Here is a 12,708-nt window from a genome sequence, read left to right as displayed (position 1 = left end):
ACGGGTCTGTTCAGCCATCTTCGTCGTCAGGATCGAGGAGGCGCGTGGCGCGCCATTTGGTCAGCCATGCGTTGATCTCGTCCACCACGAAGAAGCGGGCCGAATCGCGGTCATAGCCTTCGGCGAGAAGCTTTTCGTAGTCCGTGTGCGCATGTCGGATATGGGCGACCGTTGCCAGCCAGACGGCAATGGAGGCGGGCAGGGCTTTCAAATGCGGCGCGCCAGCATCGGCCCTGATCTTCTCGATATCGGCGTAGGGCGCCATCGGCAGCAGCGCGGTGATTGCCTTTGCGATGGCCTTCTGGCGCCCGGTGGAGCGGATCATGTCCGCTCCTTGTTCGGGATTTCCGCGTCCGCGATGGCATCGACGGACGGGAAATAAGGTTTGATGTCGAGGACAGGCGTGCCGTCCAGCACATCGATCGCATCCAGATCGATGGTGCCGGAACTCCGGTCGATGCGGAGGATGGTGGCGGTGTGCAGGCCGATGGGGTTGGGGCGGGCCGGCGAGCGGATCGCGAAAACGCCTTTGGCTTCAGTCGCATGGCGCGGTTTCTGCACAATCAGATTCCGCGGCGAATGGTGCAGCCATGTCAGGATGTGGATGTGGCTGTAGCCTTCGAGACCGGAAAGCCCGTCGCGGTAAGCGGGTTCAAGCACGAGCCTTGCCGGTGCGTTGCGCTCGCGCGCCTGCCGCATGTTCTTCGGGCATTCCTCGCGCAGGGTCCATGGCGAGGACACGCGGCCGATGAAGACGACATGCCCGTCAGGCTCCATCCCGGCGGGGTCTTCGGCCAGATTCAACTCGTCGTGACGTTGTTCAAACATGCTCGTGCGCTCCGGATTTTCACAAAACGGGTAGGATAAAAATCACCCGTTGCAAATCTGTCGACAATGACATAAACATATCTTTATATCTTTCTTGAATGTCACCCTGGGTAAGGCTGGGCATGAACGTCACCCTCGATACGATGGTAGATACCTTGAAGGCGGCTGCGGAATCCAGCCGGCTGCGCATCCTGATATTGCTGGCGCAGGGCGATCTGACGGTATCCGATTTCACGGAAATTCTCGGCCAGTCGCAGCCGCGCGTTTCGCGCCATCTCAAGCTGTTGCTCGAAGCGGGCCTGATCGGCCGCTATCAGGAGGGGTCGTGGGCCTTTTTCCGGCTCTCGGATCAGGAAATGGCGCGGGCTTTCGTGATGCGCCTGATCGCCGGCGTCGATGCCGCCGATCCGCAGATCGAGCGCGACATGGAACGGCTGGAGACGGTCAAGCGGCGCCGGCAGGAGAGGGCGACCGAATATTTTTCGCAGAATGCCGCAAGCTGGGACGAAATCCGCTCGCTACATGTGCCCGACAAGGCGGTGGAGACTGCCATCCTGGAACTGGTCGGCAAGCGTCCGTTCCAGTCCATGCTCGACCTTGGCACTGGTACCGGGCGCGTGCTGGAGATCCTGTCGCCGCTCTACCGGCGCGGTGTCGGCATCGACATGTCGCGCGAGATGCTGGCTGTCGCGCGCGCCAATCTTGAGCGCGCCGGCGTCACCAATGCGCAGGTGCGGCAGGGCGATATCTTCGCGCCGCCGGTGGAGCGCGATGCCTATGACCTCGTGACCATTCATCAGGTCCTGCACTATCTCGACGATCCTGCCCGCGCCATTTCCGAGGCCGCGCGGTTGCTGCGCCCGTCCGGGCGGCTGATCATCGTGGATTTCGCGCCGCATTCGCTGGAATTTCTGCGCGAGGAGCATGCGCATCAGAGACTGGGCTTTTCCGACCGCCAGATCGGCGAGTGGTTCGCGGAGGCCGGGCTTGATCTGGAAAGCAGTCAGGAATTCGAGCCGCAGGGCAACAGCGGCGGCAGGCTGACCGTCAAGCTCTGGCTCGGTCGCGACCGTCGCCTGCTGATCGCCGATCCCATCCCAACCTCCCATGCAGTACGAATCGGGGAAGTCGCCTGATGAATCAGTATCGTTTTTCCCGGCGTGCCGATCTGGGAGACAGCATCCGCGTCTCGTTCGAGTTCTTCCCGCCCAAGACGGACGATATGGAGACGCGGCTCTGGGAAACCGTCACGCGCCTGCAGCCGCTGCATCCGCATTTCGTGTCGGTGACCTATGGCGCGGGTGGTTCGACGCGCGAGCGCACGGCGCGCACCGTTGCCCGCATCATCCGTGAAACCAGCCTTGCGCCCGCCGCCCACCTGACCTGCATCGATGCCTCGCGCGAGGAAGTCGACGCCGTGATCCGGCAGTTCGTGGAGCTTGGCGTCACGCGTTTCGTGGCCCTGCGCGGCGATCCCGCTGCGGGTGCCGGCACCGGCTACCGACCGCATCCCGATGGCTATGCCAATGGCGCGGAAATGGTGGCGGCGCTTCGCCGTCAGGGTGATTTCGACATTTCGGTATCGGCCTATCCCGAAAAGCATCCCGAGAGCCCGGACTTCGCCACCGATATCGATATGCTCAAGCGCAAGGTGGACAATGGCGCGACGCGCGCCATCACCCAGTTCTTCTTCGACAACGACGTTTATGAACGCTATGTCGAGCGCGTGCGCCGTGCGGGCATCTATATTCCCATCGTTCCGGGCATATTGCCGGTTCACAACATAGGGCAGGTCGTGAATTTTTCGGCCCGCGCCGGCGCGCATGTTCCCCTGTGGCTTCGAGAGCGTTTTGCCGGGCTGGAGAACGATCCGCAGACGCATGCGCTGGTGGCCGCCGCCGTGGCGGCCGAGCAGGTGCACGATCTTGTGGAGCGTGGTGTCAGCGATTTTCATTTCTACACGATGAACCGTTCCGATCTCGCTTTCGCCGTGTGCCATATGATCGGCATTCGCCCGCGCAACGGGAACGGAGCAAGCGTGGCCGCCTGACGGGACGGCCACAGGCCAAACACCAGCAACAAAAAAGGCCGGGCTCTGTGCCCGGCCTTTCTGTTTGATCTCTGCTTTCAGGTTGTGGGTTCTGTGTTACTGGCCCCCTTGACCTTCAGGTCAGGGAAGGACGCCTATGATCAGAGCGCCGACGAACGCGAAAGCGGCGCAGATTATCAATGCGTTGATAGGCCTCGTAAGTCCCATAAATAGCCTCCTTCTGAAAAGCTATTCGCGGAATCTAGAAGCATTTTGCCGGCAGACAAGCAAAAAATTTTCGTCATTGCGGCGGATTTGTGGAGAGGTTTCTGCCTAGTCGCTGAATTTGCAAGGTAAAACCGGTTTAACATTTGTGCATAAATTGTGACGGTGCAACCTGTGGCGAGGGGAAATCCCGGAGGACGCCATGCAGGTTGTGCTGCCTGCGATGATGAAAACCGGCGCAGGGATTCGGTGCCCGCGCCCTCAATGGCTGCCTTGACGCATGCGGGCGTCGCGAAACCGGCCCCGCGTTTCGGCGAGAGGGCCTCAAAGTCGGGACAGAAGATCCATTGTCGGCCAGCCGTCGGCGGGGATGCCGAGGCGAATCTGCTCCTGCCTGACCGCTTCGCGCGTGTTGGTGCCGAGAATGCCGTCGACATTGCCGACATCGTAATTCAGGGCCTGAAGCTTGCGCTGCAGATCCTTCATCTGCTCCATGCTGAGTCCCTGTTCGGGCGAGCGCGGATCATAGGGCTGGGCACCGTCGAGGCGGGTGGCCAGCACCGCCGCCGTCAGGGCGTAGGTGAAGGACTGATTCCACTTCAGGTAGACCTCGAAATTGTCGTAGGTGAGGAAGGCCGGCCCTTTGCGGCCCATCGGCAGGGCAAGCCCGGCGGTCTGGCCGTTGTCGGCCAGCGGGCTGCCGTCGCGGCGGGTGACGCCCCACTGGTTCCACTGGGCCACGGACAGCTTGTTGGTGCGGCTGGTCTGCTCCCACGGCAGATCGTCGGGGATGCGGACTTCCTCGATCCAGGGCTGGCCCGGGATCCAGCCGCGCGACTGGATTTTCTTGGCGGTGGTCATGATGGCGTCAGGCGCGCTGTTGCGCAGGTCCACGATGCCGTCATTGTCGCCGTCGACGCCGTTGTTGAGATAGTCGGCCGGCAGGATCTGGGTCTGGCCGATCTCGCCGGCCCATGCGCCCTTGACGTCGGCGGGCAGCACGCCACGGTCGATCAGGGTGAGCAGCGGCACCAGATGCGGGCGGAAGAGCTGCGGGCGGCGGCAGTCATGCGCCAGCGTCACCAGCGCGTTGAGCGTAGGGAAATCGCCCTGCACGGCACCGAAATCGGTTTCCAGCGCCCAGAAGGCGGTGATCACCGAGGCGGGCGCGCCATAGTCCTGCTCGGCCCGGTCGAAGACGGAGGCGTATTTGCGCATGTTGGTTGCGCCGTGCTTCAGCCGGTAATCGGAGATCATGCGGCCGGAGAACTCGATGAAGGTCTGCGAGAACACGCCCTGCGAGCGGTCGCGTGCCAGAACGCGGGTGTCTATGTCGGCGCCCTCAAGAGCGCGCAGGCCCGTTTCGCCAACGCCGGCGGCCCGGGCTTCCTCAGCCACACCCTGCTTCCATGCATCGAAATCCGTGCCGCATTCCTGGGCAATGGCCGCACCGGACAGGGCCGTCATCAGTGTAGCAAAGGCAAGAACAGGCGTACGCATGGGTTTCCTTCCGGACTCGACGGGATTTTCAAAGGCATCCTTAAAGGGTGCTCTATGGCAACCGCTTATGTCGAAAAGCGGGCAGGAGCCATGGCCGGAACCATGAATGTCATTGGCTCAGGGCTGTCAACGGGTGTTCTGCTTCAGCCACTTTTGCCAGCCAGCCTGTGTCCCGTTGAACACGTTTATGTCGGCCTTGCCCCTGATGCCCGGCACGATACCGGTGCCCGTATACTGCCAGAAGGTGAAGGGGTGCGGCCCGTAGCGGTTCGACGGATGGCCGGCCACGGAGCGCAGCCAGTAGGGGTAGCCATGGAAGGTGGCGAGCCTGTTGTCGTCGAAGAAGTCGATCGAGGTGTAGATGATCGGCTTCTTGCCGTAGTGGTTCTCGATGGTCTTCAGGAAGATCGACATCTCCGTGCGCACCGTCTCAGGCGGCGGACGCAGCTTGCAGGTCGGAGACTGCGGGTTCCATTCCATGTCGAGCACGGGCGGCATTGCCGAAGGGTCCTTCGGCACGTTCTGGATGAACCAGCGCGCCTGCTCGATGGCGGGGCGGCAGAAATAGTAGAAATGATAGGCTCCGCGCGGCACGCCGGCAGCCTTTGCACTACGCCAGTGCTCGTGGAAATAGTCGTCCACGCGGTCGCCGCCCTCCGTGGCCTTGATGAAGGCGAAGGAAATGCCGGCGGCCTTCGCCTGCGCCCAGTCGACCGAGGTCTGGTATTTGGACACGTCGGTTCCGTGCACGGCATAATGCCATGGCGTGGTTCCCTGCCAGTCATGCGGATTGCTGTCGCCGAAACGCGGAGCTTTGCCGGAGACAGATGAGGGGGCGGTTGTGGACGGCACGCTTGTCGGGGCCATGTCCTCCAGCGTGGTGGAGCAGGCGCCGAGCAGGGACAGTCCCAGAATGAATGCCAGTCGGCGCATTTGTAACCCCAAACCCGTTTGCGATAGCAAGTGCAGGCGCCGGGGTATCCCCCAGCGCTTCCCCGTCCCGACGGAATGAACTCTTCCTCAGGTCATCGCCCGGACATGGTTTATATTCGGTTGATGGGGTCGCACGGAACCGCAAATATGCGCGCATGCTGAGCGCGAATCGAGGGGGGAAGGCGATGCGGTTGTTCATCAGGCTCCTGAAAGCCGTGGCGGGGCTCGCCGTGCTTGTCGTTGCCGGCCTGTTCGCATGGCTCTATGCAGCGCCGCCCGAACTGATCCGGGTGGGCTCCGGCTATGCCGCCAAGATCGTCTGCTCGAATGTGTTCATCGCCGGGCGCGATCCTGACGAGGTGCTGGAAGTGGACGTACAGGCGCCCGGCCATCCGCTGCTGAAGCTGATGCGGGTGTCCGTAGATCGCGATGCAAAGACGGTGAAGGCCGGTCTGCTCGGCGTTCTGGGGCAAAGCACCGCCATCGCGCGCGAGGGACTGGGCTGTGCGAGCGTGCCGGATGGCGATCTGGAGCAGGCGCGCGCCGTGCAATTGACGCAGGAGCCGGTTGCGTCGTCGCCGTCGGAAGCGTCGTGGCCTGCGGGGGAGCGGGCCGGGCCGGTTTTGCCCGAAATCGCTGCCATTGTGGGCGACGACGATCTGGCGGGGCCGGGACTACGCGCCATCGTCGTGGTGCAGGACGGGAAGATCGTGGCTGAGCGCTACGGCGCGGGTTTTTCCGAAAAGACGCCGCTGCTTAGCTGGTCGATGTCCAAGACGGTGAACGCCGCCATCATCGGCACCCTGATAAGGGAGGGCCGCATGAGCGTGGACGCCAGCCGTCTGTTTCCCGGATGGGACGGCGACGGGCGGGCGGACATCACGATCGCCGATCTGATGGCCATGTCGAGCGGGCTCGTCTTCAACGAGGACTATGGCGCGGTCGCCGACGTGACCCGCATGCTCTATCTGGAGCCAGACATGGCAGGCTTCGCCGCCACGAAGGAGCTGGGCGGGCCGGTGGGAGAGGTGTTCTCCTATTCGAGCGGCACATCGGTGATGTTGTCGCGGCTGTGGCAGCAGGCGCTGGACGATCCGCAGCAGGCGCTGCAATGGCCGCGCCGCGCCCTGTTCGGGCCGCTCGGCATGTCGAGCGCGGTGATCGAGGCGGATGCAAGGGGCACCTTCGTCGGCTCGTCCTACATCTATGCCACGGCGCGTGACTGGGCGCGTTTCGGCCAGTTCCTGCTCGACGACGGCGTGTGGAACGGCGAGCGGATCCTGCCCGCCGGCTTCGTGTCGTGGATGCGAGAGCCCGCGCCCGCGTCCAACGGCGTCTATGGCAGGGGGCAAATGTGGCTGGAGGCACCGGGCGGCAATGGCTCGCGGATGGGTGTTCCCGCCGACACATTCTGGCTGAAGGGGCATGACGGACAGACAATTGCCGTCATCCCGTCGCGCCGCATGGTGGTGGTGCGCATGGGGCTGACGCCGAGGGCAGCCGGGTATGGCTCCGAACTGCTCGTTGCCGCGCTTACGACGGCGGGTGGCGTGCAGTGACCACCACGCGCACGGCATATCCGCGATAAAGGCTTTCAAAGCAGAGGCTTGCGCCCAGCTTCGCAGATTCCGATTCCAGAACTTCGCGCAGAGAATCACGCGGCGTGACGTGGAACCGGGCCAGCCAGTTGCGCAAGGCGGCGCGAAACCAGCGGGGCAGGCGCTCCTGACGCCCGAAATCCACGATGTGCAGGGAGCCGCCCGGCGCCAGCGCCGAGAGCGCGGCCGAGATGGCTTGCTGCCAGCCGGGGATCATGGAGAGGGAATAGGAAAGGAGGATGCGGTCGAAACGGCCGGAGCCGACAAGGCTTTCGGGATCGAAGTCGGTGGCATCGCCAACGGCCAGCGTGACACGGCTTGCCAGCCCCTTCTGCGCAAGGGCTGCGCTGGCGGTCGACAGCATCTCGGCGGAGATGTCGAGGCCGAAGAAGCGCGCCTGCGGATAGCGTGTGGCCGCGACCGCAAGGTTGCGTCCCGTACCGCATCCAAGTTCCAGAACGGTGTCGCCGGGTGCCGCGTCCAGCCCCTCGATCAGCCGGTCGCGGCCGAGCAGGTAGTATTTGCGGGTCAGGTCATAGATGTGCCGCTGACGGCGGTAGATGCCGTCCATGAGCGCGGCATGGCTGCCCGTGCTCACTGCCCGTCCTTCACATAGAGGTGGAAGCCGCCATAGATGGCCGAACGGTCGGTCCTGCAGAAGGCGCGGGAGGTTTCTTCTTCATAGGACCACTGGCCGAGCAGTTCCGCATCCACCCGTCCGGGCAGGACGCTGGGTTCTGCGGCCGTGCGGAAGATCACGCGCGCGCCCGGTGCCGCCGTGCGGGTAATCTGCGCCCACAGCGCGTTGAGCTGCGCATCGGTCATCCAGTCCTGCGCGTCGAGCAGCACGAAGCGGTCGACCGAGCCATCCGGCTTTGCGCCCAGATAGTCGGTCATGTTGACATGGTTGATGCTGGCACGGTCGATGTTGCGTTTCACGACCTCGTGGCGGGCGGCCACCAGATAATCGGGCAGCGCGCCTTCGCCTGCGGCGGGATAGCGGCGGGCGAAGGCCTGCCAGGCGAAGTAATTGTCCTTCAGCGGAAAGTCGCAGGCGAGCTTTTCAAGCCGGGCGCGCAGCACCCCGGCCATCGAGCCGTCGCCGCAGGCGAGCAGCGCGTCGTACTGGGCGGGCGGGATGCCGAGCGCGAACAATGAGGATTTGCGCGAGGTGATCCATTTCAGCAGCGGCCGGTCGAAGAGGGGCGCCAGCCGTTCCCCGAAGAAGCGGCGCTGCTCTTCAGGCGTTCTGGCCTGCATGATTTCGGCTGGATCGACACCTTGCCATCTGGCGATGCGATGGCCGGCCGACAGGAAGAAGCCGAGCAGGCCGGCATTGTAGAAATTGCCGTTGAACAGCTCGATGCGCCGCCTGCCGCGCCAGTTGCGCTTTTCCCAGTACTGGCGGCTGGCCGGATCGAGATGCGGGGCGATGAAGGCGTCATAGGCAAGGGCATTGTGATCATTGCCCGGCTCGCCGAAGAAGCGGAACAGATCTCCATGGGAGGGAAGGTGGCGGACTGCGGCGAATTTCATGCGGTTCAGCGCGACATGGGCCGCATTGAGGTCCACCGCCTCGACGCTGGCCGGAGAGCGGGTGAGATAGGCGAGGATGTTGCAGCCGCCGGAGGCTATGGTGACGACCCGATGGCCTTCACCGAGCTGCATCGCCTCCATGTCCGTTTCTGGATCCTCCCAGATCTGGGGGTAGACCAGACCGGAAAACAGCAGGGCGAACAGGCGCTCCGACAGGCCGTCGCGGGAGAGGGCGCCATTGCGGCAAACGGCTTTGCCAACTTCCTTGCCGCGCCGGAAAACCAGTTCGCCTGAAACGTCGGTCATGAAAAGCGATTCCCCTGTGGTTGTGGGCACAGCGGGTATCGCAGGGCAATGACAGGCGCGTGACGATGGATGAAGAGTACGCGGAGAGCGGGAGCGCTGTTACAGAACGAAACGCAACGTTATGAAACAGATAGCGCCTTTCGGCATTACATTCGCAACCGCCAGGGAAGGCGGGGGTGTTTGTAAGGAGACTGAAACATGAAGAAGCTCGTTCTTGCATCGATTTCCGCCGTGGCCCTTTTCGGCGTTGCCGCCTGCAGTGACAGCGGTTCCGATGCGACCACCACCCAGAGCACCACGCCGCCGGCCGCCGAGCAGCCTGTTGCGCCTGATGCGACCGCGCCTGCCGCGCCCCCGCCCGCTACGGACGGTTCCACCACGCAGAGCATTACTCCGGCCCCGAGCGACAGCGGTTCGCAGGTTGATCCTGTGATGCCCGCGCCGGCCGAATAATTTTTCCCACACCGTTGAGGTTGCAAAGGGTCGGCGTTGCCGGCCCTTTTTCGTAAGCCCGGATGGTCATGGCAGTCATAAGGGAGAACAGCATGCTTCCCTGCGCGCGCGAAAGGCTCTAAACAGCCACCATGTCCATCTGGAACCGCATCGGCGATTTCATTCAGCGCCTTTCTTCCTCTACGGCTCACGGCGTGGCCGACATGGTGGAGGCCGTCCGTACCCTGTTCGCCGGCGATCCCGAGCTGCGGCGCAAGGTGGCTTTTTCCGTGGCCATGATTGCGCTGTCGGCCAAGATGGCCAAGGCGGACGGCGTGGTGACGCAGGACGAGGTGCGGGCCTTTCAGGCGATCTTCGAGGTGCCGCCGCAGGAAGCGCGCAATGTGGCGCGTCTCTATGATCTGGCCAAGCAGGATACGGCCGGCTTCGAGGTCTATGCGCGGCAGATGGCGGGGCTGTGCGGCAATGGCGGCCCCAACTGCATGATGCTGGAGGACATCCTCGACGGGCTGTTCCACATCGCGACCGCTGACGGGGTGCTGCACGAGCGCGAGGAAGGTTTTCTGCGCCGGGTGGCCGAGATTTTCAGCATCGCCGAGGATCATTACCAGACGATCCTGTCGCGCCATGTCGAACTGGGCACGGCCGATCCGTATATCGTGCTGGGCATCGAACGCGGGCAGCCGCTGGCCGAGGTGAAGCGGCACTATCGCAAGTTGGTGGCGGAGAATCATCCCGACAGGCTGATCGGCCGGGGGCTGCCGCAGGAGTTCATAGCCATCGCCACCACACGGCTAGCTGCGATCAACGCCGCTTATGAGCTGATCGAGCGGAGCCTGCAGGCGGCATGAGCGGTTTCGCCCCCGATCATGCCGGTGCCGAAATCAGGGTCTCGCCCAATTTCGGCCCGCGGCGCGACGGGATGCGGGCTGACATGATCATCCTGCACTATACCGGCATGGAGAGCGGCCACGCGGCCGAGGTGCGGCTTTGCGATGCCGAGAGCGAGGTTTCCTCGCATTATCTGGTGCATGAGGATGGGCGCATCGTGCAGATGGTGCGTGAAAGCGACCGCGCCTGGCACGCCGGCAAAAGCTCGTGGCGGGGCGTGAGCGACATCAATTCCACTTCCATCGGGATCGAGATCGTCAATCCGGGCCATGCGCTGGGCTATCCTCGTTTTCCGAAACCGCAGATCGATGCCGTCATCGCCTTGTGCGGGGGCATCATGCAGCGCCACAAGGTTCGGCCGGAACGAGTCCTCGCCCATTCCGACATCGCGCCCGGCCGCAAGGTCGATCCGGGCGAGAAGTTTCCGTGGAAGCGGCTGTTCGGGGAAGGCGTCGGCCATCTGGTTCCGCCTTCGCCGGTGCGCGCCGGGCCGGTGCTTACCGAGGGCGATGCAGGACCGGACGTCGAGAAATTGCAATCCATGCTGGCGCTCTACGGCTATGGCGTGGAGATCACCGGGGTCTACGACGCGCAGACGCGCATCGTCGTGGAGGCCTTCCAGCGCCACTTCCGCCGCCGCATTGTCGACGGAATTGCCGATGGTTCCACTTTGAGGACACTAGAGCGGCTGCTCGCTTCCATCGCTCAAGATATTGATTAGATTATAATAAATTGCACTTCGTAATATAGTGTAATTTTAATTGAACGACTTTGCCATTTTTGCTCCGGCATCGCCCTTCAGAGGAATGCCCAAGCTGATCGGTCCTCCCGGAAAATAACTCCCGGTCGCATCATATCCAGTGCGTGCGTTGTTCTTCGTGCGCCGATACTGAACAGGATAAAATGACAAAAATAACCGTTTTCACGGCGGCTGTTGCTGCCGCTATGCTCGCTATTGCTTCTGGTCCGGTAAAGGCCGACCGTTTCGATCCGCAACTGGGAGGGCGCGGACTTCTCGTAAAGAAAGCAGAGAACAGCGAAACGCCCCGGACGGCTGCTTCCACCAGGGCAAAACCTTCCACGGGAAAGAAGCGCTCCGCCCGCAAGGCAGGCAAGGCCGCGGCGGTTTCGGGAACCAGCTATTCCACGCTGATCAGCAAATATGCCGCCAGCTATGGCGTGCCGGTTTCGCTTGCACATGCCGTCATCAAGGTGGAAAGCAATTATCGCCCCAATGTGGTGGGCAGTTCCGGCGAGATCGGCCTGATGCAGATCAAGCCTTCAACCGCGCGCATGATGGGTTACAGCGGCTCGTCGAAGGGGCTTTTCAACCCGGAAACCAACATCAAATACGGGATGAAATATCTGGCGATGGCGCACAGCCTCGGCGGCGGAACCACCTGTGGCACGATCCTCAAATACAATGCCGGCCATGCCGCCAAGCGCATGAATCCCGTTTCCTCGGCCTATTGCAGCAAGGTGAAGGTGCACATGGCTTCGCTGGTGCCTTCGAGTTAACGGGGAAGAGGCTGCTTTTCTGTTGCGTTTTGGCGGCGGAACACCTTTATACGCAACTGCCAGCCGGCCGGGCGGCCGCACCAGCAGGAGCCGAAAGGCTGCGGGTGAGGAAAGTCCGGGCTCCATGGAAACACGGTGCCGGCTAACAGCCGGCGGGGGCGACCCCAGGGAAAGTGCCACAGAAAGCAAACCGCCGCGCCTCGTGCGCGGTAAGGGTGAAAGGGTGGGGTAAGAGCCCACCGCGCGACCGGCAACGGAAGCGGCACGGTAAACCCCACCGGGAGCAAAACCGAATAGGGGCGGTGCGGGGGAAACTCCGGGGGCTGTTTCCGGCCCACCGTCCGGGTAGGTTGCGTGAGGCGTCTGGCAACAGGCGTCCAAGATGAATGGCCGCCACGTTTCCGTGCCGCAAGGCGCGGAGGCCATACAAAACCCGGCTTACAGGCCGGCTGGCATTTTTCTCCCGTTTCTTTCGCCTGTGGCCCGCCCGTGAGGCGAGCGACCATTCCATGCCGCCTGAAAGCAAAACCCCGCCGGGGCGGGGTTTTGTTGGTTTCAGTTTGCCTTGTGAATGGCCTGAACAGACTTCTTCGCGCCCTTGACGGGGCCGGAGCCGCCGGCGCCGGAACTGTCGATGATGGCGCTGCCGCGCCTGGCGCAGATGTTGGCCGCGTCGGCATGGCTGATCTGCTGGGTGCCGTTGCCACGGGTCCATCTGTCGCCATTCTCGCAGGTCACGCTGTATCTGCCGTCCTTGTAGTGGATCGTATAGGCGTAGGCGCCGGAGACAGAGGCGGTCAGAACGCCGGCGGCGACGGCCAGCCTGGCAAGGGTTGTGATGGTCATGCTGTGCTCCTCCCGTTGATGACGATGAAACCTTGCCGGCAGGAC

Annotated in this window: 14 protein-coding genes and 1 other RNA gene; 8 read left to right on the top strand and 7 right to left on the bottom strand. The window is 63.1% G+C overall.

Annotation, left to right across the window (positions count from 1 at the left end; translation table 11 throughout):
• Positions 1 to 10: 10 nt before the first annotated feature.
• Positions 11 to 325, bottom strand: a complete 315-nt coding sequence (locus HNR59_RS13890) for a DUF2293 domain-containing protein (protein ID WP_183831171.1) — start codon at positions 323 to 325, stop codon at positions 11 to 13.
• The gene (tsaA, locus tag HNR59_RS13885) at positions 322 to 828 is read right to left on the bottom strand and encodes a tRNA (N6-threonylcarbamoyladenosine(37)-N6)-methyltransferase TrmO (protein WP_183831169.1); all 507 of its coding nucleotides are present in this window, start codon (positions 826 to 828) and stop codon (positions 322 to 324) included. The genes HNR59_RS13890 and tsaA overlap by 4 nt, the downstream gene beginning before the upstream one ends.
• Before the next feature lie 122 nt (positions 829 to 950).
• On the opposite strand from tsaA, the gene HNR59_RS13880 reads away from it, so the two are divergent.
• Positions 951 to 1,964, top strand: a complete 1,014-nt coding sequence (locus HNR59_RS13880; RefSeq protein ID WP_183831167.1) for an ArsR/SmtB family transcription factor — start codon at positions 951 to 953, stop codon at positions 1,962 to 1,964.
• On the top strand, positions 1,964 to 2,878 hold the full coding sequence (gene metF / locus HNR59_RS13875; protein WP_183831165.1) for a methylenetetrahydrofolate reductase [NAD(P)H]: 915 nt from the start codon (positions 1,964 to 1,966) through the stop codon (positions 2,876 to 2,878). Before HNR59_RS13880 ends, metF begins: the two co-directional genes overlap by 1 nt.
• A gap of 528 nt (positions 2,879 to 3,406) precedes the next feature.
• Here the strand turns inward: metF and HNR59_RS13870 are convergent.
• Positions 3,407 to 4,582, bottom strand: coding sequence for a lytic murein transglycosylase (locus HNR59_RS13870; RefSeq protein ID WP_183831163.1), 1,176 nt, complete (start codon positions 4,580 to 4,582; stop codon positions 3,407 to 3,409).
• Between the two features lie 126 nt (positions 4,583 to 4,708).
• Complete coding sequence (locus HNR59_RS13865) at positions 4,709 to 5,515, bottom strand: glycoside hydrolase family 25 protein (RefSeq protein WP_183831161.1); 807 nt, start codon at positions 5,513 to 5,515, stop codon at positions 4,709 to 4,711.
• Positions 5,516 to 5,700: 185 nt separating this feature from the next.
• Here HNR59_RS13865 and HNR59_RS13860 point away from each other — a divergent pair, with 185 nt between their 5' ends.
• Positions 5,701 to 7,074: a serine hydrolase domain-containing protein gene (locus tag HNR59_RS13860; protein WP_183831159.1), complete on the top strand. Its 1,374-nt coding sequence runs from the start codon at positions 5,701 to 5,703 to the stop codon at positions 7,072 to 7,074.
• Here HNR59_RS13860 and HNR59_RS13855 read toward each other — a convergent pair.
• The gene (locus HNR59_RS13855) at positions 7,049 to 7,684 is read right to left on the bottom strand and encodes a class I SAM-dependent methyltransferase (RefSeq protein ID WP_183831603.1); all 636 of its coding nucleotides are present in this window, start codon (positions 7,682 to 7,684) and stop codon (positions 7,049 to 7,051) included. The two genes, HNR59_RS13860 and HNR59_RS13855, sit on opposite strands and share 26 nt — an antisense overlap.
• A gap of 23 nt (positions 7,685 to 7,707) precedes the next feature.
• Positions 7,708 to 8,955, bottom strand: a complete 1,248-nt coding sequence (locus HNR59_RS13850) for a BtaA family protein (protein WP_183831157.1) — start codon at positions 8,953 to 8,955, stop codon at positions 7,708 to 7,710.
• A gap of 198 nt (positions 8,956 to 9,153) precedes the next feature.
• Here HNR59_RS13850 and HNR59_RS13845 point away from each other — a divergent pair, with 198 nt between their 5' ends.
• The 5 genes from HNR59_RS13845 (at position 9,154) to rnpB (ending at position 12,274) form a co-directional block, all read left to right on the top strand.
• The gene (locus tag HNR59_RS13845) at positions 9,154 to 9,408 is read left to right on the top strand and encodes a hypothetical protein (RefSeq protein WP_183831155.1); all 255 of its coding nucleotides are present in this window, start codon (positions 9,154 to 9,156) and stop codon (positions 9,406 to 9,408) included.
• Between the two features lie 131 nt (positions 9,409 to 9,539).
• On the top strand, positions 9,540 to 10,259 hold the full coding sequence (locus tag HNR59_RS13840) for a J domain-containing protein (RefSeq protein WP_183831153.1): 720 nt from the start codon (positions 9,540 to 9,542) through the stop codon (positions 10,257 to 10,259).
• Complete coding sequence (locus tag HNR59_RS13835) at positions 10,256 to 11,020, top strand: peptidoglycan recognition protein family protein (protein WP_183831151.1); 765 nt, start codon at positions 10,256 to 10,258, stop codon at positions 11,018 to 11,020. Before HNR59_RS13840 ends, HNR59_RS13835 begins: the two co-directional genes overlap by 4 nt.
• Positions 11,021 to 11,202: 182 nt before the next feature.
• On the top strand, positions 11,203 to 11,817 hold the full coding sequence (locus HNR59_RS13830) for a lytic transglycosylase domain-containing protein (protein ID WP_183831149.1): 615 nt from the start codon (positions 11,203 to 11,205) through the stop codon (positions 11,815 to 11,817).
• Positions 11,818 to 11,876: 59 nt separating this feature from the next.
• An RNA gene (rnpB, locus tag HNR59_RS13825) (RNase P RNA component class A) lies at positions 11,877 to 12,274 on the top strand.
• A gap of 98 nt (positions 12,275 to 12,372) precedes the next feature.
• Here the strand turns inward: rnpB and HNR59_RS13820 are convergent.
• Positions 12,373 to 12,663 (bottom strand): hypothetical protein, encoded by a 291-nt coding sequence (locus HNR59_RS13820; protein WP_183831147.1) that lies wholly within the window; start codon positions 12,661 to 12,663, stop codon positions 12,373 to 12,375.
• Positions 12,664 to 12,708: the final 45 nt, after the last annotated feature.

It is taken from the genome of Aquamicrobium lusatiense, from assembly GCF_014201615.1.
GTDB classification, from domain to species: domain Bacteria; phylum Pseudomonadota; class Alphaproteobacteria; order Rhizobiales; family Rhizobiaceae; genus Mesorhizobium; species Mesorhizobium lusatiense.
The sequence above is the reverse complement of the archived record's forward strand: the minus strand, read 5'-3'. Positions and strand labels throughout refer to the sequence as shown.